The following is a 23,352-nucleotide window of genomic DNA, read 5'->3' as shown; positions in this document are numbered from 1 at the left end:
ATTGGGAGGCTATGAAACTATGAAACGTTTATCAAAAAAACGGTTGACCCTTGCCGTCGTTCTGGTAATGACCATGATTATCTCCGCCTGCAGCGCGGGGAATTCGAACGATGAAGGAACAGGCAGCGAAGCTCCATTGAAGGTCAATATTATGACCATGTATTACACAGCGGAGCCGCCTGGACCGGACAATGTCGTTGTGCAGGAGTTCGCCAGGAAGACCAATACGGAGCTTAATATTACCTGGGTCTCTCCCAACAGCTATGGGGACAAGGTTAATGTCACGCTCGCTTCGGGCGATATCCCCGATCTGATGCTGCTGGATGACCCGTTCACGGCACAGGTGAGAACCATGGTCCAGCAGGGCGCATTCTGGGATTTGACTCCTTTCCTGAAGGATTATCCCAATCTGATGAAATTCCCTGAGGATTCCTGGACCAATACGAAGCAGGCGGATGGCAACAATTACGGCATTCCAAGGGTCCGTCCTGTGGAAGGCGGAGGCTTCCCCTATATCCGCAAGGACTGGCTGGACAAGCTGGGCCTGGCGGCTCCGACTACAACAGATGAGCTGTACACCGTGCTGAAGGCTTTTGTGGAGCAGGATCCCGACGGGAACGGCAAGAAGGATACAATAGGCTACGCAGGCTTTGTGGATCAGAACGGGATGGCTTACTTCAGCACCCTTGTGAATGCTTTCACCCATACCACCGGCGATTGGAAGGAAGTGGACGGCAAGCTGGTCAATGTGAATCTGCTGCCGGAGATGAAGGAAGCGCTCCAGTGGCTGAACAGGGCGTATAATGAGAAGCTCATCCCCGAGGATCTGGCGGTGCTGAAGAACAGTCAGGCCAAGGACATGCTGAAGGCCGGCCGTGCAGGCGGATTCCAGGATACGGTAGAGGCGGCTTGGGAGCCGACAGAGGAGCTTCGCAAAAGCGACCCGAATGCGGATTTCCTTCCCTTGGTATCGCTTAACGGTTATGTGAACAAGGACAGTGGGTTTTTCGGCATGTTTGCCATCCCCAAGACGGTGCCCGAAGAGAAAATGAAGAGGCTGCTGGAGCTGATGGACTACGGAGCTTCCGATGAGGGCAGCGATTTGGCGAGCTTCGGCATCAAAGGAACCCATTATACGGAAGAAAACGGCGTCAAGACGGTGACGGAGCAGGCGAAGAAGGACATCGTCGCCCAGCAGGCGCTCGGACAGGTTTTCATCAAATATGATAAATATCTGAGAGCTTACCGCAGCGGCATGCCAAACGATATGCTGGAACGCAACAAGAAAATCATCGACGAGCGCGAGAAGGTCAGCGTTCCCGATCCGTCCACCGGCCTGTATTCCGAAACGAATGTGACGGCAGGCACGGAGCTTCGCAAGAAAATTCAGGATATGAAGACCAAAGTGATTCTCGGCAAGGTGCCGATGAGCGACTGGGACGACTATGTGAACAAACTGAAGTCCGATCCCGACATGCTGAAGATTACCGAAGAGATTAATGTCTCTTATGCGAAGCGCCAAGAGGGGTAAGCGTAACCGTCGGTTTCACAATTGAACATGTTAAACTGGTAGTCAAGCCAGAAGGCAAGCATCAAAAAAACTGGCTAATCATGCAGGTTCAAAAAGTTCCCCGTGATCCTATTTGGACTTCTTGATCCCTCTAAAGGAGCGCATGTTCAGATGATCAAACGTGGCTGGAATATGGGAAACCGGTGGTGGAAACAGCGGACAAGCCGCGGACGTTTCTATCAGAAAAGCCTGATACTCGTCTTATGCATCACGAGTTTGCCGACTGCTGTGATCGGAATAGCCTCCTATGTGCTTGGTGTAACAAATATCGAACGGGAGGTGGCAAGCGCCCATCAGGCGCTGCTCGGCCGTACAACGGCGAGGATGGACGAGACCCTCTCGCAGCTGGAGCTGGCTGCTTCCCAATGGGCATTGGATCCCAGAATGGATGTCAGCCTTAAGGAAACGGATCTGAAGCGGGAGTACAATACGTCCTATGCGTTATTCAGCTTCCTCGGTCTGATTAAAGCAACCTATCCGTTTATCGGTGAAGTGCAGCTGTATCTCAAGCAGGATCTGCCCGTTGTCCTCTCCGATAGCGGCGGAATCAGGCAGGTTACCGGCAAGGAAGAACAGGATCAGCTGAATCGGCTGCTGGACAATACGAGAGGCATTTATTGGCTTACTCACTTTAGGCAGACAGCAGCTGATCCGCAGGAGCAGGTGGTGCTGGTTAACAGGCTTCCGGTGTACGGCAAGTCATATGGGGCATTATTATTTATCATGGATCGCTCCAAGCTGACGGCGATGGTGCAGGAGACGGCGCTTGAGAAGGAAGGAACCTCGCTCCTGATTGACGATGCCGGGGAATTGATCGTTCAGGAAACAAGTGCTGCCGAGGGCTCGGAACCGTTCAGGGCCGCATTAATAACAGATGTCAGAAAACGGCAGGGGGAAAATAAGGAGAAGGGCGCGAGCAGCAAAGCAGCGAAGAGCGGCTCCTATCTGTTCAAGTGGGATCATGAAAGCTATTCCGTTTCTTACAGCAAACTCGCCAGATCCGGAACCTCGTGGACCTATGTAACCGCTTCGCCGCTATCGGCGATGACAGGCCCGATAATTTTATTATCCCGGTCGCTGTTTGCGGTCAGTCTGACGGGCTTGCTGCTCGCTGTACTGCTGTCATGGCTGGGATCCCGCCGCTTGTACCGGCCTATCCACCGGTTGGTGGCGCTGGTGAGAGAACCTCGGCGGGATGCCGCTTCCATGGAGCAGGGCATCGGGTATGGCGATTCTGCGAATCAACCGGGTTCCAGGAAACAGGACAGGAGTACAGGCTACGACGGGGATGAGATGGGCTATATCGAGAGCCGGTGGCGGGATATGTCCGATGAGAAGCAGGCTATTCAGGCAGAGCTCAAGCGTGCTTATCCGTCGCTGCGGGCGGGCTTTCTGATGCAGCTTGTGAATGGCCATTACCATACGCTGAGCGAGGAGGAGCTGATGGAGAGAATGGCAGGCTTCGGTTGGCCGTTAAACGCAGGGGACCGGATTGCCGTATTGCTGCTCCAGATCGGGCGCTTGTCTTCACCAGAGCGGAGGTTCCGCGAGAACGAAGAGCAATTGATGACGTTTGCCGCGGCCAATGTCGCCCAGGAATTTGTGCAGGGAAAAATTCAGCAGGCGGAAGTGATTAATTTTCAAGACACGACAGTGGCGATTCTGATCCCGTGCCCGGCCTGGGAAACGCCGCAGCAGACGAAGGAGCAGCTGCTCACTTTGGCAAGGGAGCTGGCTCAGATGCTCCGCGCGCTGCTCAAGCTGCAGGCGGTGATCTGCTATGGCGGTCCCGACAGGGTGCAGGAGGTCCCGGTGCTGCTGTCCTATCTGCGCGGAGCAGTCCGTCACCGCGATCTCAAGGAGGATTGGCAGGTGATGGAGCTTGCAGATATGCTTCCTGCGGGCGGTGAAGCCGGAAGCTATCCGTTCTCGCTGGAGAAGGAACTGATCCAGTCTGTACGGTTGGGGCATGCAGAGGAGTCTGCAGGCAGGATGGAAGCCTTCTTCCGGGAGCTGACCCACAGATGCGTCACGGAGATGGCGGTGCAGGAGGGCGCGCTGCAGCTGCTTGGCAGCCTGCTGCACACGATGATGGAGGCGGGCTTCCAGCCTCCAGGCCAGCAGGAAGGAGGCAGCCTCTACGAGCAGCTGCTGGCGATCCGTGAGCCGGAAGCGATGCTCCAGCTGCTGCAGAATAAAGTATTGGGCGCTTATATGAAATGGATCTTCCTGCAGCAGGACAGGGAATTGAAGCAGATCGTCGACAGAGTCAAGGAGGAGCTGGAGAGAAGCTTCGCAGGAGACATTTCCCTGGAAAGCTGCGCGGAATCCTGCGGGCTTAGCACCTTCTCCCTGAGCCGGGCGTTCAAGCAAATCCATGGAATCAATTTTATTGAATATCTCGCGGCCGTTCGTATTGCCAAGGGCAAGGAGCTTCTGCGCACAACGGATTTGCGGGTGAACGAGATTGCGGAGGCTGTCGGTTATCAGCCTTCGTATTTCATCCGCGTCTTTCGCAAGGCGGAGGGGCTGACACCCGGTCAATACCGCGATCAAAGAAGCGGATGAAGACCTTGATAACTGCAAGCGATTTCTATCACAATTTCAGAATTGCCCGGGATCCTTGGATTCCGGGTTTTTCCCTGTGTCTCTCTGAAATCGCTTGCATCAGTCAAAAAAATTACAAAAGAGTCATAATCCTGCCTTATGTGCGCATTCTGATGAATCCTATAATAAGATATGAGTTCGAATAGGGTTGGAGGGCGATAAAATGGGGCTACAGGAAAAGAGCGCGGCAGTCCCCGGCGTCAGGATAAGGTCAAGCAGCGCCAGGAGAAGGCGCGAGACGCTTGCCGGTTATTTATTCACAGGTCCCATGCTTCTGGGCGTCATTGTATTCACATTAATTCCGGTTATTATGCTGTTTACGTTAAGTCTCACGGATTGGTCATTCGTAACCGGTTACAGTAAAATCCGCTTCATCGGAATGGATAATTTCATCAAGCTGTTTCAGGATGAGGCGTTCATCCAAACGCTGCTGCATAATCTGTTTCTGATCCTGGCGGTCCCGATCGGAATGGCCATAGCGCTGCTGTTTGCCGTTATTTTGACGAAGCATGTATACGCGCAGAGCTTCTTCAAAATCATTTTTTTTATGCCGCAAATCTCCAGTGTCGTTGCGGTGGCAGTCGTATGGCAGGTGCTGTTTCACCCGTCCTACGGGCCAGTGAATGGGCTGTTGATGTCGCTCGGTATGGACAACCCGCCCAAATGGCTGGCAGACACTCATTATGCGCTGCCTTCGGTGATGATGCTGATGATCTGGATTGATATGGGCGTATCGCTGATTATTTATATCGCCGGAATCAATAATATTCCGCATGATTTGTACGAAGCGGCGGATATTGACGGGGCAAGGGCCTGGAACAAGTTTAAAAGCATTACGTTCCCGCTGCTTACGCCAACCAGCTTTTTTCTTCTGATTACGGGAATCATCGGCAGCTTTAAAGTATTTGCGCTCATTAAGGTACTGACCGACGGAGGACCGGCAGATTCCACCTCTGTTATTGTCACCCGGATGTTTCAGGAGGGCTTCGTTAATTTGAAGACCGGCTATTCCTCCTCCATGGCCGTCGTGCTCTTCTTCGTCGTATTGCTGATTACGTTTTTGCAATGGATTGCGCAGCGGAAGTGGGTGCATGATTAATGGAAAGAATCGCGGGTTCACGCAGAGGAAATACCGGGAAAATCATTATGACGGTCATGATGTCCATCATTGGACTCCTGTTTCTGCTGCCGTTCTTCTGGATGCTGTCCTCATCCTTCAAGCCGGAGACGGATATCTTCAACTATCCCGTGGAATGGATTCCGAAGCATTGGCAGATCATTGATAATTACCGCGCCGTCTGGGCGGGCAAAGCGAACTTCGCCTTGTTTTACTGGAACTCTATAAAAGTAACGCTGCTTACCACCTTGCTGTCCGTTATTGTTTCCAGTCTGGCCGCCTACGGGTTTACAAAAATTCATTTTCGCGGGCGGAATATTCTGTTTTTCTTCATCCTGGCTACCTATATGGTTCCTGCCGAAGCCACGCTGGTTCCTTTGTTCGTCATGTTCCGCTCTGTGGGTCTTTACAATACGCATACCGGACTTATTCTGCTGGGCGGCTTCAGCGTCCTTGGAACTTTCCTGCTGCGCCAGTTCTTCCAGGGGATTTCCAATGAATTTATCGAATCGGCGCAAATGGACGGCGCAGGCCATTTTACAATCTTCACGCGTATTATGCTGCCGCTTGTAAGACCGGCCCTGGCAACTTACGGCATCCTCCGCTTTATCTGGACGTGGAATGATTTTCAAACGCCTTTTATTTTCCTGAGCGACAAGCAGCTCTTCACGATTCAGCTGGGGATGAGCGCCTTTGCCGACCGCAACGGACAGTTCTATTCCTTGATTATGGCAGCTTCGGTATCTGCGATAATTCCGCTGTTGATCGTCTTCATTATCGGCCAGAAGCATGTAATCGAAGGAATCAGTTTTGGCGGCGTGAAAGGATAGGAGTGGGAAAATAATGAAAACTGCCGAAAAATGTAAAAATAATTTTAAACCAGTCAATTTTTTTCGCTTCTTAATAAAAAGCTGAATGGTAGGATTAGCTAAAGCGATAAATCCAGCTGCTAAAGTAAAAGCGCTGCGCAAAAGACCTGAGGAGGAATCATATGTTTAAGAAAACATGGGGTATGTCGGTTACAATTGCGCTTGCTGTCGGATTGTTGGCGGGATGCGGCGGTAATTCCGGCAATAATGCGAATTCAACATCTGCCGAAACGAACAAGCCCGCGAACTCCACGAATGCGAATACAGGGGGCAATGCTTCGTCTGAACCGGTTACGATTAAAATGGCTGCGTGGTTTCCGGAGGAGCAGATGGCGCCGGCCATCGAAGCGTATAAAAAGGAGAAACCGGATGTGACAGTGGAATATGTTCCGCTTGTTGATAATAACGATTCCGTGGCGGGCATGCAGAAGCTCGATTTGCTGGTGGCTTCCGGGGAAGATATCGATATCGCCCTGTTCCCCAATTCAAGCGAATATTCGAAACGCGCGAGTCTTGAATTGCTGGCCCCGCTCAATGATATGCTTACTGCCGAAGGAATCAGCGTAACTGACGAATATATCGTTGATCCTTCCATCAACGGCAAAGTGTATGCCCTTCCAGACACGTACGAGAATTATTTTGTACTGCTGAACAAGGATATGCTGGACAAAGCCGGTCTGCCTATCCCGACCAAATGGACGTGGGACGACTATCTCGATTATTCCAAAAAGCTTTCCAGCGGAGAAGGCGCCAATAAAATATTCGGTACGTACTTTCACTCCTGGCCGTTGTACTTTGAGCTCGGCTTGATCAACCAGCCGAAGGATAACAACCTGATCAATAACGGCGTGCTCAAAATTGACAGCCCGGAAATCCGCAAATCGCTGGAAATCCGCGATCAGGCGGAGAATGTGGATAAGAGCGCAATTCCGTATACCGACACGATTTCTCAAAAGCTGGCTTACCGCTCCGTTTATTTCGCCCAGAAAGCAGCCATGATTGTTACCGGCAACTGGATGATAACCGAAGCAGGAGGCTCGGATGAGTTCCCTGCAACCTTCGTCTCGGCGTTTGCGCCAATGCCATCCAGCTCGGCGGACGGGCAGACAGGTCTGAGCCCCGCGAACGGCAACTTCATGGCGGTGTTGAACAAATCGGAGCAGAAGCAGGCCGCTTATGATTTCATCCGCTGGTACACGACCAAAGGCGAGCAGCTGAACAATGTTTATTCGGCATGGAAGAACCAGGATGTTGATCAATTTATTGCGGGCGTCAAGGGAAAAGTCCAAAGCCCCGATAAAATCGACGCTGATTCCTTGTCGTATGTCATCAAGAACAGCCCGACTTCACCGCTTAATATCCCGCCGGCGTATCAAACCGAACTGGATGATGCGTTTGTGAAGGAAGCGGAGAAATTCATACTGAAACAGCAGGATCTCGAAACCACGGTCAAGAGCGCCAATGCGGCTTTGCAAAAAGTAGTCGACGCTAACAAATGATCGCTCAAAATATGTTAAAATAGAATAAGCACGACATCCTTTCCCGAACTTTATTTTATCCGCAGCTTTTCGGGAAAGGGTGTTTTTTCTAATTATTTGATATCCTATGAAATCACTCCATTTAGTTGTTCTCCATGCTCGCACAGTTTCCTTACATTTGAGAGCGCTCAGGGGGGTAATCATGGCCGGATTTTTTCAAAATAAAAGCTGGAGAAGAAGTCTGCGCTACAAGCTCGTCGTTACTTCTGTGCTTTGTTTGCTTTTGCCTTCCCTGCTCACCTTGTGGGCCAGCGATTATTTGACCAAAAATATTGTCCGGGCCCAGGTTGTTGACAATGAGAGAAAATCGCTTGAGCTTGCGGATGTGTATATATCGGGCTTGTTCGACAGCATGATCCGGATCTCCAATTCGATCTTGTTTGAGAATGATATCAACGTATCCCTGAAAGAAATTTGGCAGCGCAGCCGTTCCAAACAGCAGGACTATGCGAAGGATACGCTGGCGGCCAAATATTTTATCGATGACAAGCTCGAAAATATTGCTTACGCTATGGATAATGTATATATCACGCTGATGACGACAGAAGGACAATACTTTACCAGCACGCTTAAGCTGGATGACGCATTCAAGCCATCCGACATCGAGAATGAACCATGGATGGAACGGCTGAGGGATCTGCCGGCATTCGAGGTGGACTGGGTGGGTCTGATCAAAAGAACCCCCGATTCCAGCCGTTCCGGCATTCCCTTCTCAATCGCCGTCGCGCGTAATTTGCGTATGTCCTCCAATGAGACTTACGCTTATCTTATCGTCAGTATCGGGGAAGATCAGCTGAGTCAGATTTTCCGCCACGATGTAGGACGCCAGGAAACCGTTCTGCTTGATAAACAGGGGATGATTATCGCCAGCAAGGACAGCAGTAAAGTCGGCAAGCCGTTTCAATTCAGCAGCAAAGTTCAGAATCCCGATTCCCGCCTGGTTGAATATGAGAATGAATCCTTTCTTCTCAGCAGACATAGCCTGTCTTACGGCGGGTACGAGCTGGCAAGTCTCAAGCCCTACAAGGAAGCGGTCAGCCAGATTCATACCGTATACAGACTAAGCTTTGCCATTCAAATCGCGGCGGTGCTGCTGTTCCTCGTTCTGTTTATTTATATGGTGAGACAGTTCACCAAGCCTGTGATCAAGCTTGGGCAGGTTGCGGCGCGGGTAGAAGCCGGCGATCTGACCATCCGCTCCAACATCCGGGGCCGTGATGAAATCGGCCATCTGGGCAAAATGTTCGACCAGATGCTCGAAAGCATTGAATGGATGATGGCGGAGGTCACGATGGAACAGACGCAAAAGCGCAAAGCGGAGCTCGCCATGCTTCAGGCCCAGATCAACCCTCATTTTCTGTTTAACATCCTGAATTCGATCCGGCTCCGTATTCTCATGAAAGGCGACAAGGAGAATGCCGAGCTCCTGTCCTCATTATCCGGTCTCCTGCGGATGACGATTCAGCGGGACAATGAATTTACGCCGCTTCATGAGGAACTGCATATTGTAAAGAAGTATGTGGAACTGCTGAATTTCAGACAGTCCGAGAAGGCCGATTTGGAGATTAATGCGGCATCCGATTGTCTGGCTGTCCCGATTCCGCGATTCCTGCTCCAGCCTATAATCGAGAATGCATATATTCACGGGCTGAATCAGAATGCGGGACTGATCCGCATCAGCGCCCACAAGGCGGACAAGCTGCTTACCATTATAATTGAGGATGACGGGGAAGGAATCGCCTATGAGAAGCTGAAGCTGCTGCGGCATGAAATGAGCCGTATCCGGGATATTAATCCGGCTGCGCCGTCAGTGAAGCTGTCGAGTATTGGCATATCCAATGTATATGAGCGTTTGTATCTGATTTACGGCAATCAATTCAGGCTGACGATTGACTCCAAGCCTGGCATAGGGACTGTATTGCAAGTGATGATTCCGATTCTGACGACGGAATAAACAACCTTGAGAGGTGATCCGCTGATGTACTCCGTTATGTTGGTTGACGATGACTTCCCGGTATTGGAGTTTCTTTCCGCCATGATTCCATGGCAGGAGCTTGAGCTCAAGCTCCACTCCGCCTGCAAGAACGGCGCCGCCGCGCTTGAGAAAGCCAGGGCTCAGCCGCCGGATATTGTGGTGACCGATATTGGCATGCCGCAGATGGATGGCATTCAGTTGATAGCCGAGCTCAAGCAGCTTAAACCGGATATCCGGATTGTCATTCTATCGTGCATGGATGATTTCAGCTATGCGCAGAAGGCGGTTCGCCTGCAGGTTGACGATTACGTGCTGAAGGAAACGATGAATCAGCAGCAAATGATTGAGCTGTTGACGAGGATACGCAGCGAGCTTGCCGACAGGAGCCGGATTTCCGCCCAAATCGACAGCTTCAAGAGCATTGCCGAAGAGAATGAGATGGCCCAGAAACAAACGCTGCTGCACAAGATGCTTCATGGGACCGAAACAGCAGTCCCGGCCTGGATCAGGGAAGCGGAGCTGCTTGGGATCGCGCTTGAAGGGAAGAGCTACTTGCCGATTATGTGCTATCTGAATCCGGATGCCCAGGTCCGTGAACGTCTGATTCAGGATTCTCCGATGATGCTGGCGTTGATGACGGCTGTGACGGAAGTCATGCAGGCCCAGCCTGGCGTCCTGCTCCTTCCGAATAATGTGAGGGAATATATTATTCTGATTCCCTATCGCCGGACGCTAAAGGAAAATGCCTACGAGGCGTTCAGACCGTTGATCCAGGAGCTGCATTCGCAGTTGAAAAGACAGTTCGGAATGGTGGCGACCTTTATCTATGGGAATGCGGCAGGTGATCTTCTTGAGCTGAGCGCGGAAATTTCCTGGCTGCTCGGCGGGTCGGCCTATCGTTTTTATCTGGCAGAGGGCGGCATATACCCGAGATCGGCGTTTACTGAATTTGCAGGCGGAGATTTGTACGAGCATTACTCCGATGCGCTCGGGGAAATCCGGGATGCGTTTCTGGAGGAAGAGGAAGACAGGCTCGGCGGCATCATTACCCGGTGGATGGCGCTGATCCGCAGCAGACGTTATCCCCCTGAAATCGTGAAGGAATGGACGCTTAAGATACTCTACGATATTCAATCCAGGCTTCTGGCCCTGCAGCATTACCAGACGACCTTCTCCCTGGAAGTGCTGCACCAGACCATTGCGGATATCAGTACGCTGGATGAGCTCGCCGCCTGGGTGCAGAAGTTCTTCCGCGAGCGGATACCGCTGGTCCAGCTGATTTACAGCCAGTCCAGACGCTCGGAGATTCTTGAGGCGCAGCAGTATGTGACCAAGCATATCAACAAGAAAATCACGCTTGAGGAAGTCGCGGATATTCTTCATATCAATTCCAGCTATTTCAGCAGGCTGTTCAAAAAAGAAACCGGCCACAATTTCATTAATTATGTCACCTTCGCCAAGATGGAGCGGGCCAAGGAGCTGCTGGATAAAACCGGCATCAGCGTAGAGAAGATTGCAGAGAAGCTGGGCTACGATAATAAGAGCTATTTCACCAAGCTGTTCAAGAAGCATACCGGCTCGACGCCAGGCGAATACAGGGGAGCTTGACCTTCAGGAGGGAAATGGATTAATATGGTTCGATTTATACCTTTGGCAGAATTGAAGCTTGAGGCTGCGGCTGACTTGTGGAACGAAGAGCTCGGCAGCGACTTTCCGATGCGTCTGCGGCTGCTCCGGCAATGCTGGCAGGAGGATGGCAATATGCTCGCTGCCGGTTCCTGGGCGGCGATCGATGAATCCACGAACCGACTTGCCGGATTTGCAGCCGCGAAGAAATGGATGGATCCCACGGAGGGTATCTCGTTCCCGGCTGATGAGGGGTGGGTCAGCGCGCTGCTGGTTCATACGGACTACCGGGGGCAGGGGATCGGCAGCCAGCTGCTGCAGAGAGCGGAGCGGGCGCTGCGTGAAGCGGGCGTGGCCAAAGCCGATCTCGGGAATGATCTTCACAGACGCATATTCCCCGGCCTTCCGGATCAGGGAGACGCTGCGGCGGAATGGTTCGAGAGCAAAGGCTACCGCTCTACAGGCAGCCTGCAGGATTTGCTGCGCCAATATCGCCCGGATGAACCCATTCATATGCCTGTTCTCAAGGACGCTGCAATCCGCGTTCTCCGTGAAGACGAGAGGGGCCGCTTGGAGAGCTTCATGAGAGAGCATTTTCCGGGCAGATGGGAGTATTCCACCCGCCAGTATTGGGAGGAAGGCGGCAGCGGACGGGAATTTGTCATTATGGAGCGCGGGGACCGTCTAATCGGTTTTTGCCGCATCAATGACGCGGCTTCGCCTCTTTTGACACAAAATATATACTGGTCGCCCTTGTTTAAAGAGGAGTTGGGAGGCGTGGGACCCTTGGGCATTGACAACGCTTACCGCGGCCTCGGCTATGGGGCGGCGATCGTACAAGCGGGCATCGCCATGCTTCGCAGCCGCGGAATTGACAACATTGTCATTGACGCGACGCCGATTGCCGCCTTCTATGAGAATATGGGCTACCGGCTGTGGCGTACGTATGCGATGTACAGCAAGCTTCTTTAGACCAGTATAGGGCACAGGAAGAAACGACTTCGCCGTCCATTGAGGGCAAAGAAGAATCGTCTATTGCGTCCTTTGGCAGCTCATCAAGTATTTTCAGCGGCATGCAATCCAGTTTCATGTTCTATAAATTTGCGCATAAACAACGCCTGGCCGGCATTCTGCGTTCTGAAGCGGCCAGGCCTGTCCTAATACTTTAGGGCTGTGGTGCGGCAACGCGGCAATCAATAATTTCCGGCGAAGGGACTTTGCGGCTTGTCTTCCCTGTCGGACACCTGCTCCATAAAGCGGTTCCTTTTCTCCCATGTCAGATCGGCGTCCCTGCGGGCTGCTTCCATATTGCCGTCATAGACGGTATCGATCACCCATTTCTTGCCAAAGCCTGCATGGACGACTTCATCGGCCCAGTCGAAATCCTGAAAGGTGGTCATAAGCGGGTCCTTGGCTGTATCCCGGGCAAATTCCCATTCCTCGCGCTTGCCGGGCGGGTATTTCATGGCTGCCTGTTCAATGGCTACCGTTAGATGCACATAAGCTTCCTCTGCGCCGAACAGATTTTTGGATACCTCATAGAACCCGGTCCAGTTAGGAGCTTCGTATACGTCATATCCAAGCTTCCGCAGCGCGGCCTCGCCGAACCAGGAGTGGCGCACCTCATCCCAGAGATGACGCGCCGTATCCAGGTAGAAGGCCCATGGCCTGCCGGTTGTCTCGAAGAGAACAAAGGCTACGCCTTCCGCAGGCGACATTTCAAAGTAACGGGAATACATCATCATCTTGAAACGTCCTTCATCGCTGTCTTCAAAATGAATGTCTCTGAATTTGGTTACCGAGGATGTGTAGCGGCTGTCGCGCGGGCTATGGTCTGGCAGTGCAAAAGGTTCGTTCTGAAATTCTCCTGCTTCGGGCAGTGCTGACTGCGGACCGGTTCCGTCGGCTCCGCCTGCTGCGCCTAGCAGCTGCTCCAGATAAGCGTTCCATCGCTGCACCTTGTCGAGCTCCTCCCGGCCGGCAGTAGAAGAGAGATAAGCGATTGCTTCCTGCCCCCAGGCGATTTCATCCTCGCGATCGATCAGCTGGTGGCGCAGGATGTGAAGGGTCGGCTGATCGACGATAGGCTGGGCAAGCTCCATATAGTCGCGGATCGCTCGTATCTGCGCCGGCTTGATCACGGTGAACAGGGCGCTGAGCAGCTCAAGCGTGGTGCCGGAATCAAGCACGGCATCCATCAGCTTATCCAGCGATGGTCCGGGGCTTTTGTCGAAGGCGGACGTACTCATGCGGAGCTGCTTGCAGCGGCTGCGCAGCTGATCATGATGCGTGGCGTCAAGCCATGCTATACGGGCTAGAAGCCCCTTGATTTCGTATTCCGGACAAGCGATCATCCGTCCAGCGGCTATCCGCGTAATTTTCCTGTCGAAGCAGGCGATGCGGCGCAGCCGTTCGGCCGAGTCGGCGACAGACAGCCCAATTTTATCCCAATCCTTGATACCCATAAATGGATGCAGCATGATATCGATTCCTCCTGTTTTTTTTCATATAGTGATTCTTAATTTTCAGATTATCGAATCCGGGTGTGGAAATACATTCACGTAAAGACAAACTTTTTATACGATTTGGTCTATCTGGGAAGGAAGGTGCTTCAGCAATGTCTTTTACAGTTGAGGATTTGAGGCTTACACCATCATTCGGCAAAGTATTCTGCGAACCGAGCTGGAGGTGGAATACGGTTGGCCGTCCATTTGACGATTTTGATCTGTGGTATGTTTGGAGCGGTGAAGGCGAAGTGATCTTGAATGGGGTGCATCGTCCCGTTTCTGCGGGCAGCTGCTTTTTGTTTCGGCCGGGTGACGAGACGGTCGGCCGCCATGATGAGCGATCTCCGCTCACGATATCCTATATTCATTTTCAAATGCCATTGGAAGCTTCATGCCATTATCCTTTCTACCATCAGATTAAGGATCGTCTTACCTTTGAAACGTATATGACCCGCTACGTCCGCACGCTGGTGGAGAACCAGGCGCGAAGTGAGACAGAGGCTGCACATCTGCTCTATCTGCTGCTGCTGCAATACGCTGGCGAGGAGACATGCGAGGAGGAAGCCGGGCTGAGTGAGAATCAGGAGCTGCTGTCGATCATTCATGAGGTTGCCAGCCACATCCGTCAATTTCCCGGGATGAAGCATACGGTATCCTCTCTGGCGGAGCGGGCGCGGTTGTCCGAGCGGTATTTCTCCCGCAAGTTCCGCGCGATTATGGGCCGAACACTGGAGGCTTATGTGATCGATATGAAGATTGAGCGCGCCGAGCATCTGCTTCGCTACTATGGCATGAATGTCAGCGAGGTTGCCGATGCCCTGGATTATGGCAGCGTCTATTATTTCAGCCGGCAATTCAAGCAGTACAGAGGCGTAGCACCGTCCGAGCTGCGCAAGCGCTAATAGTCTTAAAAAGAGAGCGGCTGCTTATAATTCGGCTTATACGGCGCTTGTATTTACAAGGTGGAGAGAAGTCGGCTGAGCCGCCAAAGAACGGCGCAGCCGGTTCTGCCTGACCTATGGCATGTATAAAACCGTTTCTGCTTAAATGAAGGAACCAACGTTAAATTGTCAAATAAGTTAATAAATCAGTCAATTATTTTTCAGTCTGGGTTGATATAGTTCTAGGTACAGTTCTTGTAATGGGCGGCAAAGGAGGCGTTAGAAAATGCTAAATAATCGACTGGGTGTTCTGACCGATGAGGTCTCGACGGATTTGACGGAGGCGCTGAATTGGATTGCCGAGCAGGGGCTGGCGCATGTCGAGCTGCGAGTGATTAATGGACGGAATATTGCGGATCTGGAAGATCACGAGGTGCATGATATACGCGAAATGGTAGAATCGCGCGGGCTGTATGTGTCCGCGCTGGCATCGCCTCTGTTCAAATGCAAGCTGGACCCCAGCCGTGCGGCTGCTACGGGGGATACCTTCGGACAGCAGGAGGAAAGCGTAGACGCGCATTTCCGCAAGCTCGACCGGATGATTGAAATCGCTCTCTTGCTGGGCACCAGGCGGATCCGCGTTTTCTCGTTCTGGCGTGAAGCGCAGCCTGAGCTGTATCTGGACGAAATCGCAGCGCATCTGGGGAGAGCTGCCGGAATTGCCAGGCAGGCCGGTGTGGTCCTGCTGCTGGAGAACGAGCCGTCCTGCAATGCCGGCTTCGCTGGCGAGGTAGCCGAAATTGTCGGCAGGATCGGCTCTCCCGCCCTGCGCGGTTTGTGGGATCCCGGCAATGAGGCTTACGGCGGCAGGGAAGCCTACCCGCTTGGATACGAGCGGATCAGGAATGCCGTAGGCCATGTTCATTTGAAGGATGCCTATATAGGCAGCAATGGAGTCCCGAGATGCGTGCCGCTCGGCTCCGGCGATGTGCCCGTTATCGCGCAGTTGAAGGCTCTTGCCGAGGATGGTTACGAGGGGCTTTTTACGATCGAGACGCATTTCATTCCGGCAGGAGGTTCACAAATGACCGGCACGCGCATGACCCTGGATGCGCTGCGGGCGCTGCTTCGCGAGGTGAGCGATTGATGAAGCGGTGGCGGTTCGGCATTATCGGCTGCGGGGGGATAGCGGATTTTCATATCAAGGCCATCCACGAAATTGAACATGCGAAGCTCATCGCGGTATCCAGCCGCAGCAGCGGCAGGGCAGCAGCGGTCGGTGAGCGTGAAGGCTGCGCCTGGACGGAGGATTACAAGGAACTGCTCGCAAGAGAAGATATCGATATTGTGTCGGTGACGACATCCAGCGGGAGCCATTATGCTGTTGGCAGGGATGTGCTGCTGGCGGGCAAACATCTGGTAATCGAGAAGCCGATGGCGATGAATGATACCGAAGCCGCAGAACTGACGGCAATCGCCGAAGAAGGGGGATTGCTATTATCGGTCATCTCGCAGCGCCGGTTCGAGCCGCAGCATCAGCTGCTCAAGCAGCTGGTGGAGCAGGATGCCTTGGGGTCGCTGCTGTTCGCCGAGGTTTCGGTTCCCTATTACCGCACCCAGGACTATTATGACAGCGCCGCCTGGCGCGGAACCATCCGTGAAGACGGCGGTTCACTCATGAACCAAGGTATCCACTCCATCGATCTTCTCTTGTGGCTGATTGGCAGGCCGGTTTCCGTATATGGAAAAATCGCCACACAAACCCATCAGATGGAAGCGGAAGATCTGGGAGTGGCTATCGTCAATTTCGATAATGGAGCTTTCGGGACGATTATGGCGTCAACCAGTATCAAGCCGGGCTTTCCGGCAGGACTCAATCTGTACGGCGATAAAGGAACCATTAAAATCCTCGGCACCGAAATTACATACTGGTCGGTGGAAGGGCTGGAGGAGCCGCCACTCCAGCAGACAGGTACAAGCGGGGGCGTATCCGATCCGTTAAGTATTCAGCATACCTGCCACCGGCTGCAGATTGAGGATATTCTGGATGCGCTGGAGAAGAACCGGGAGCCTCTGGTCACGGGAAAAGATGGCTATACCAGCGTGCTGCTGGTGCGGAAAATTTATGAGAGCTCGAAGCTTGGAATGGAACTATGGCTGGATTGACCGCTTTCATCGGATGGAGGGATTAGTTATGAAAATTGCTATATTCAGCGGCGCTTTAATCGACTACAGCATTCATGAGGCACTGCAAATCGCGCACCGGATTGGCGTGGATGGCGTGGAAATTGCCGGCCGCGAGCCGCATTTGTCGCCAATTACCAGTGATCTTCGGGTCAAGGAAATCAAGAGGCTTGCCGGAGAGCTGGGGCTGGAAATTCCCGCGATCGGGGGATATATGGGGCGGTTTTCCGAGCTTGGAGACAAGGAAAGCACCGGGGAATTCGAGAATTTCAAGCGTATGCTGCCAATGGCGGCCGAGCTTGGAGCTTCACTCTTCCGCGTTCAGCAGGGAGGGCCCAACGGGTTCCTGGCTCAGGAGTACCATTACCGGAAGGCCGCTTATTTTATTGACCGGTGCGCCGAAGAAGCCGAAGCCTATGGAATCCGCGTCGCCCTTGAAATTCATAATCAGTCGATTCTGGAGACGACGGATGATTGCAAGCGATTGCTGCAGTATATCCGGCAGGACAATGTCGGATTTATTCATGATGCCGGGAACATGTACATCACGGACACCGATTATGGTCGTGAATCCGTTCTTCAGCTGGGCAGACGACTGCTTCATGTGCATGTGAAGGATGAGCTTCGGATCGCAGAAGCCGGAGCGGCAGGCAGCTTCAATAATTTGACCCGTCACGGGGAAGAAGCGTTTATCCAATGCAGGCTTGGCGACGGGGCCGTCGATCACAAGCCTTTGTTCGCGGCTCTCGCCGAAACCGGTTACGAGGGCTGGGCAACGCTGGAATGCTTCGCTCCGCTGCCGGTTGTGGAGCGTTTCGAGCATGATTATAAGGAAGTCAAAAACTGGCTGGCTCAGCCTGGCGGCCTGGCATAACATCCTACCACTGAAAAGGGGAAAGCCATTATGAATCGGGGACCATTAAAGGTTGGTATTATCGGGCAGGGCCGGAGCGGCCGGGACATACACGGGAATTTGCTGCAGCAGATTCCGGATTTCTATCGGATCGCTGCCGTTGCGGATGCGCTCCCGGATCGCCGGCAGCTGGCCGAGAAGGAATATAGCTGCCGCGCATACGGGAGCTGGGAAGAGATGGTCGAGAATGAGGAGCTTGATCTTGTTGTCAATGCCTCGCCTAGCGATCAGCATTACAGCATTTCGCTGGATCTGCTGAACCGCGGCGTGCACGTTTTGTGTGAAAAGCCTTTGGCGAAAACGCCGGAGGAGGTAGACCGCCTGATTGCCGCTTCGCAAAGCTCCGGCAAGGTGCTGGCTGTCTTCCAGAACTCGCGTTATCAGCCGGCCTTCGTACAGATCCGCAGGATCATCGCTTCCGGCGTGCTGGGCAGAATCGTACAGATTGATTTGACGAGCAGCGGCTTTGCCCGCAGATGGGATTGGCAGACTCTGCAGAGCAATAACGGCGGGAATTTGATGAATACGGGTCCCCATCCGCTCGATCAGGCTCTTCAGCTGTTCGGCAGCGGCACGATGCCGAATGTCACCTGCATCATGGATCGCGCCAATACCTTCGGAGATGCCGAGGATTATGTCAAGCTGCTGCTGCATGGTGCCGGGCATCCCTCTATAGATATCGAGATTTCCTCCTGCAGCGCATTTCCCGGCGAACCCTTCGTCATACAGGGAACGCATGGCGGCCTTCATGGCAATAACCATCGCCTGGAATGGAAATATTACAAAACCGCGGAGGCGCCGCCCCAGCAGTTGATCAGAGGACCGCTGCTTGACGCGAACGGCAAGCCTGCATACTGCAGTGAGCAGTTGATTTGGCATCATAATTCATGGGACCTGAAAATTGAGGACGGCAAGTCAGCCTTCGATCATATGACGGAGCAGGTATACCTGATGCTGTTCAGGACGCTGACGGAAGGGGCGGAGCTTGAGATAACGCCGCTTCAGGTGAGGGCGCAGATGGAAGTCATGGAGCAGTGCCGCCGTCAGAATGCGCATATCTATTCCATTGAATAGAGATGAGGGCTTTATCACTGCGGGCCGATGAGGCAAAGACAGGGGAGGAGGACTTGAAATTGACAGAATGGAATATGCCGCGTAGCGAAGACAGTCGGACTGATCTGGAGCAAGCTCCGAGGCTCGATATCCAGCAGTCCTGGTGGGCCATGAACGGCTATGGGGAAGGCGGTAAGGAATGGAGCGCCGAGCAGAAGTTCGAGCATATCGCGAAGGCCGGATTTACCGGCATCCTCGGACGTCTTCCGGAGCCCTCGGAAGCCCGGCGCTGGCGCAGCTTGCTGGATCAGTACCAGTTCAGCTTTGGCGTACAATCTTTTCCGGGCAGCCGGAGGAGCTTTGTCTTTCAAGGAAATTGCTGTACAGCTGTGGAATGAAGCTTAGCTTGCTTAAAACGAGGAGCCTTTGCATCAGCCGGGTAAACCGGTTGTTGGCAAAGGTTTTTTTCTTGAACGTTAAGAAAGGTTTAATTCCTCCATACTTTGCCGTACCGCCAGAGGGATGCGGCAGCCGCTTCTTGCTGTTGAAAAATGTTATGATCAATGAGGAATGAATTCTGCAGGCACGAAAGGGAGAATGGCGGTGAAAGCAACCTCGGTCGGTATTCTAATAACGGATGGACATTCATTTCTGGCATGCCATTCAACAGGCAATTCCTTCTACGATCTGCCCAAAGGGCTGCAGGAAGCAGATGAGCAGCCGATTGACGTATGCTGCAGGGAAACGCTGGAGGAAACCGGAATAATCCTCGAACCTGGCAAACTGAGGGACCTGGGCGTTTATGAATATTTGAGAAACAAGAATCTGCACCTGTATATGTGGATAACGGACGACCTGCCTGATGTTAAGGATATGGTGTGCACATCATATTTTGAACACTATAAAAGCCGAAAACTGCTCCCCGAGGTTGATGGTTACCGTTATATGCCTTTCCATGAAACGGATGAATGGATGACTGCGAGCATGACCCGGATTATCGGTCAGATTGCGGGGGAATATGGCTTTTTTCGGTAAGGCAAATTAAAATGAACAGGCAGGGGTGAAGACAACATCAATTTATGAACGAAGAGCCGATCGGCTTGCTTCAATCGAGCGTAGGGGAATATATTAAGTTGTGACATAATTCGTCACGGAAAGAGGAAATTTATCTTCTTTTGTTGAACATTGTATGTAAAGGGGGACATGATATGAGTTTTGTTTCAATTGTTGCGACTACTGGCTTTGTTACCGTAATGAGTGATGGAAGAGTAAAGGACATCGTGTCAGGAGAAATCATTCAGGAAGATTTCCAAAAGTTCATAAAAGCCAACGATTCGAAGGCTTTTATTGCTTATGCGGGCAATAGAGAATCGTGTGAACCAATCGCGTTAAATCTTAAAAACGCCATTGAAGAAGGAATAAGCTTTGACATTGTTCAGACCATCTTAATATCCGCAGTAAAGAAGCTCATTCCTGAGCACCTGACGGTTATGTTTGCGCTTGGCGGTCTGAACAGTGACAATGAGATTGAATTTTATAGCTTCAATTCCAGGGAAAATACGAATTCGCATTTTAAGCCCGCTAACGATGTCATCTCTTATACCTTTCTCAATAACACAGGCATTGCCCGGAAAGATTTTGAAGGTGAATTTGTGAAAAATCTGCGAGAGACCGGATTTCAGTCACCTACGTCCACGATTCAGGCCCAGAAGCTTCTCAACAGGTATATCGCAAGCCGAGACGAAACCGTTAATAATACAACCTTTCGTCTCAGCATAAAAAAATAAAAAAAATTGCCAAGAAGTACTCTGAAGCACCCTTGCCGGTGCTTTTTTTTTGCGAACAAACGAAGGGGCGCCATGAGCTCTCACATAACAATAGGAATCAATGGGAAGAATATGCATTATTAATATTGTCATGATAAAAAAACGGAGTGTGTTGATATGATTATGACCTCAATACCAAGTTTGATATTATGTTCGGCAATGGTGTAGAAAGTGTCGGCGCAGCTTATTAAAAGAACCTGCAGCTCAATTCTGCTTGCATGCATCTTCTGCCCGTTGCTGACAGGTTGCTGGGACCGCCTGGAAATCGAAGAAAGGGCTGTTGTTCTGGCTATTGCTGTTGATGTTGCAATCCCAAACAGGGGGGGAGAGCAAATGGAGGTCACGCATGTGGAGAAATCCTTTCCGGAACCGCAGGGGCCAGACTTTCAGATTACCGCGCAAATTGCCGTGCCGGGGCGTATTCCTCTGGGTCCCGCCAATGAGGGAGGGGGAGGCGGTACATCGCCGGTCTGGGTTGTATCGGCAAGCGGACATACCTTGGATGACGCCATGAGCGTGCTGCAGCAGCAGCTGGCGGATAAGCTGTTTCTTGGGCATCTTCGTGTCATCATGGTCTCCGAGAAGGTCGCCCGTACAGGACTTTCGAATTTGAACGATTATTTAAGACGGAACCCGGAGGTGCGAAGGCTCGCATGGCTTGGCGTGGCCAAAGGCAGGGCGGAGAAGGTGCTTCGAGCGGCTCCACAGCTGGAAAGGGTTCCTGCGCTTTATTTGCTGGGCATGTTTGAACAAGCTGTCGAGAGAGGGGAATATCCGAATGAATTTATCGGAGTTTTCTGGAGCAAGAGAACGAGCAAAGGGATAGACCCGATTCTGCCGCTGTTCAAACTGAATAAAGAAGAAGGAAGCATTGAAGTAACGGGACTTGCCTATTTTAGCGGTGATAAAATGGTTGGAAACACCAATTCACTCGAAATCGGGTTTTATATGGCTTTAACCGGCAGGCAGCGGGGAGGATATACAGCCTTTATTCCAAGATACCCGGGGAGCCGGGAGATGGTGATGATCAGCGCCACCCATCGAAAAACAACAACAAAAATCTCATTGAAAAATGGGAAGCCGCAGGTGCATGTGCAGGTGCTGCTGGAGGAAAACATCGATGAGAATCCAAACGAGAACTCCAAAATCAGAAAACAGAAGGATCTGAAGGAGCTGTCCCAAATATCTGCCTCCATGACAGATGAAGGGACCACGAGATTAATCAAAAAATTGCAGCTCGCAGGATCGGATATACTCGGATTTGGCGAACAGTTTCGGGCGAAAATGCCGGATTACTGGAACCGCAGCATTCAAACGGATGAGAAATGGATTGAGGTCTTCAAGACCTTGACCGTTGATGTGGACTGCAAGGTGAGCATTCGGCGGGTTGGAATGAAGGCAAGCTAGAAATCCCGATTGTTTGCTACTTCCTGACTCTCTACACGCAAGGGGGGCCAGCATTATATTCTGGACCGCATTAGCGGGCCGATGCGTTAAAATTTCTATTTCTCCATTTGTGCCAGTATGTTAATGTTTATTTAATCCATATGAAAGCTCAAAAACAGCCGGGGACCGGAAATCTGTTTATGAAGCTGTCTGGGTTAAGTAACAGCTGTGCAACCAAGATTAAGGCGCCCTTTTCTGTTTAACGGTTAAGGGCTTCTTTGTCAAATGGAGGGAGTTGCGTCGTATGGGACCATCGAAACAGCCTGACCTCACGAGGATTTTACGCAAGCTGGGTACGCAGAATATCGTAGAATTACTGTCCGGGCGCTTGTCGGGAAGCGAGTTGAACACGCTTCTTCTTAAAGTGTTCCAGGAAAAAGCGGAAACGTCCTCTGCAGGCGACCTGCTCAAAAGATACGGCGAGAACCGTTTTGTCCAACCGGCAAATGCCGATGCGATTTTGTTGAAGCAGCTTGAACTGGATGTATTGAAAATGGCGGCAAGGCATACCGTCTCAGCGGTTCAATTATCGCCCGTAGCGCCGCTTGGGAGCTCTTCGGTGGTCGCGACCGTCGACCAGAATAAAATCATTTCCGCTCTAAGAGGAACGGAAGTGGTATCGGATGCGACCAATCTTCTGGCACTCTATATTAGTGACATGATCAAAACACAATCCGTGAATAACCGAGATGATTATATCCGGTTATGTACGACGCACAGGCATGTGAGAGCGCAATATTTTGGAAATATCCCCGGGATGCTGCCGCATTTCCATCTGTTTTGTATGGTCACAGCAGGCGAGGATAAAGGCTCCTATGGTTTTGAGAAGCAGTCATTTTGGGAGCACATCATGGTTTACAGAGACCTGTTTCAATCCTTGTTTGGTTCGCAAATCGAGATCATTCTCAGCGGTCGTGCCGGCTACCCGGACACGGAGGGACTATTGACAAGAGTTGTGCAGTTCGCCCAGGAGCAATACGTTAAATTAAATATAACCGTATCGGAACCAAAGATGGATAATCAGTATTACAAAGGTTTGCAGTTTACAATCAAGACTACGATTCAGGGGAAAGAGCTCAATATCGGTGACGGCGGTTTTGTGGACTGGACACAACAGTTATTGGGCGCGAAGAAGGAGCGTCTTTTGATTAGTGCGATAGGTTTGGACAGACTCCTTGTGTAGAAGATTGGATTAAAATTCAGCAGATCCTGATTATTGATAAGTTATTATATTGTGGAA

At 51.8% G+C, this 23,352-nt stretch carries 19 protein-coding genes; 18 read left to right on the top strand and 1 reads right to left on the bottom strand.

Annotated elements, in window-relative coordinates; genetic code table 11:
* The first annotated feature begins 19 nt into the window (after window positions 1-19).
* From AC0YOA_RS04260 to AC0YOA_RS04225, 8 genes are all read left to right on the top strand, one after another.
* A complete protein-coding gene (locus tag AC0YOA_RS04260; protein WP_475785545.1) occupies window positions 20-1,531 on the top strand; it encodes an extracellular solute-binding protein in 1,512 nt (503 codons plus the stop codon).
* A gap of 150 nt (window positions 1,532-1,681) precedes the next feature.
* A complete protein-coding gene (locus AC0YOA_RS04255) occupies window positions 1,682-4,138 on the top strand; it encodes a helix-turn-helix domain-containing protein (protein ID WP_475785544.1) in 2,457 nt (818 codons plus the stop codon).
* Window positions 4,139-4,340: 202 nt separating this feature from the next.
* Window positions 4,341-5,276 carry a carbohydrate ABC transporter permease gene (locus AC0YOA_RS04250; RefSeq protein WP_210039448.1) on the top strand — a complete coding sequence of 312 codons (936 nt, stop codon included), beginning with the start codon at window positions 4,341-4,343 and terminating at the stop codon, window positions 5,274-5,276.
* A complete protein-coding gene (locus AC0YOA_RS04245) occupies window positions 5,276-6,124 on the top strand; it encodes a carbohydrate ABC transporter permease (protein ID WP_475785543.1) in 849 nt (282 codons plus the stop codon). The genes AC0YOA_RS04250 and AC0YOA_RS04245 overlap by 1 nt, the downstream gene beginning before the upstream one ends.
* Window positions 6,125-6,285: 161 nt before the next feature.
* Entirely contained in the window at window positions 6,286-7,662 is a 1,377-nt protein-coding gene (locus tag AC0YOA_RS04240) for an ABC transporter substrate-binding protein (RefSeq protein ID WP_475785542.1), read from the top strand.
* A gap of 181 nt (window positions 7,663-7,843) precedes the next feature.
* Window positions 7,844-9,655: a sensor histidine kinase gene (locus tag AC0YOA_RS04235; protein ID WP_475785541.1), complete on the top strand. Its 1,812-nt coding sequence runs from the start codon at window positions 7,844-7,846 to the stop codon at window positions 9,653-9,655.
* A gap of 24 nt (window positions 9,656-9,679) precedes the next feature.
* Window positions 9,680-11,284 carry a helix-turn-helix domain-containing protein gene (locus AC0YOA_RS04230; protein WP_475785540.1) on the top strand — a complete coding sequence of 535 codons (1,605 nt, stop codon included), beginning with the start codon at window positions 9,680-9,682 and terminating at the stop codon, window positions 11,282-11,284.
* Between the two features lie 24 nt (window positions 11,285-11,308).
* On the top strand, window positions 11,309-12,274 hold the full coding sequence (locus AC0YOA_RS04225) for a GNAT family N-acetyltransferase (RefSeq protein WP_475785539.1): 966 nt from the start codon (window positions 11,309-11,311) through the stop codon (window positions 12,272-12,274).
* Between the two features lie 221 nt (window positions 12,275-12,495).
* Here AC0YOA_RS04225 and AC0YOA_RS04220 read toward each other — a convergent pair whose 3' ends face one another.
* Window positions 12,496-13,782 (bottom strand): hypothetical protein, encoded by a 1,287-nt coding sequence (locus tag AC0YOA_RS04220; RefSeq protein ID WP_475785538.1) that lies wholly within the window; start codon window positions 13,780-13,782, stop codon window positions 12,496-12,498.
* 137 nt (window positions 13,783-13,919) lie between these two features.
* Between AC0YOA_RS04220 and AC0YOA_RS04215 the strand changes: the two genes are divergently transcribed.
* From AC0YOA_RS04215 to AC0YOA_RS04170, 10 genes are all read left to right on the top strand, one after another.
* Window positions 13,920-14,711 carry an AraC family transcriptional regulator gene (locus AC0YOA_RS04215; RefSeq protein ID WP_475785537.1) on the top strand — a complete coding sequence of 264 codons (792 nt, stop codon included), beginning with the start codon at window positions 13,920-13,922 and terminating at the stop codon, window positions 14,709-14,711.
* Window positions 14,712-14,976: 265 nt separating this feature from the next.
* On the top strand, window positions 14,977-15,837 hold the full coding sequence (locus tag AC0YOA_RS04210) for a sugar phosphate isomerase/epimerase family protein (protein ID WP_475785536.1): 861 nt from the start codon (window positions 14,977-14,979) through the stop codon (window positions 15,835-15,837).
* The gene (locus AC0YOA_RS04205) at window positions 15,837-16,856 is read left to right on the top strand and encodes a Gfo/Idh/MocA family protein (protein ID WP_475785535.1); all 1,020 of its coding nucleotides are present in this window, start codon (window positions 15,837-15,839) and stop codon (window positions 16,854-16,856) included. Before AC0YOA_RS04210 ends, AC0YOA_RS04205 begins: the two co-directional genes overlap by 1 nt.
* Before the next feature lie 28 nt (window positions 16,857-16,884).
* On the top strand, window positions 16,885-17,748 hold the full coding sequence (locus AC0YOA_RS04200; RefSeq protein ID WP_475785534.1) for a sugar phosphate isomerase/epimerase family protein: 864 nt from the start codon (window positions 16,885-16,887) through the stop codon (window positions 17,746-17,748).
* A gap of 30 nt (window positions 17,749-17,778) precedes the next feature.
* Window positions 17,779-18,861: a Gfo/Idh/MocA family protein gene (locus tag AC0YOA_RS04195; RefSeq protein WP_475785533.1), complete on the top strand. Its 1,083-nt coding sequence runs from the start codon at window positions 17,779-17,781 to the stop codon at window positions 18,859-18,861.
* A gap of 59 nt (window positions 18,862-18,920) precedes the next feature.
* Complete coding sequence (locus AC0YOA_RS04190) at window positions 18,921-19,238, top strand: hypothetical protein (protein WP_475785532.1); 318 nt, start codon at window positions 18,921-18,923, stop codon at window positions 19,236-19,238.
* A 205-nt stretch (window positions 19,239-19,443) separates the two neighbouring features.
* Window positions 19,444-19,875 (top strand): NUDIX hydrolase, encoded by a 432-nt coding sequence (locus AC0YOA_RS04185; protein ID WP_475785531.1) that lies wholly within the window; start codon window positions 19,444-19,446, stop codon window positions 19,873-19,875.
* A gap of 173 nt (window positions 19,876-20,048) precedes the next feature.
* Window positions 20,049-20,627, top strand: a complete 579-nt coding sequence (locus AC0YOA_RS04180; RefSeq protein WP_475785530.1) for a hypothetical protein — start codon at window positions 20,049-20,051, stop codon at window positions 20,625-20,627.
* Window positions 20,628-20,837: 210 nt separating this feature from the next.
* The gene (locus AC0YOA_RS04175) at window positions 20,838-22,073 is read left to right on the top strand and encodes a Ger(x)C family spore germination protein (RefSeq protein WP_475785529.1); all 1,236 of its coding nucleotides are present in this window, start codon (window positions 20,838-20,840) and stop codon (window positions 22,071-22,073) included.
* A gap of 283 nt (window positions 22,074-22,356) precedes the next feature.
* Window positions 22,357-23,295, top strand: coding sequence for a hypothetical protein (locus AC0YOA_RS04170; RefSeq protein WP_475785528.1), 939 nt, complete (start codon window positions 22,357-22,359; stop codon window positions 23,293-23,295).
* Window positions 23,296-23,352: the final 57 nt, after the last annotated feature.

The sequence above is a fragment of the Paenibacillus sp. JT22N12 genome, assembly GCF_056269365.1.
This window is presented reverse-complemented; position numbering and strand designations above follow the sequence as displayed.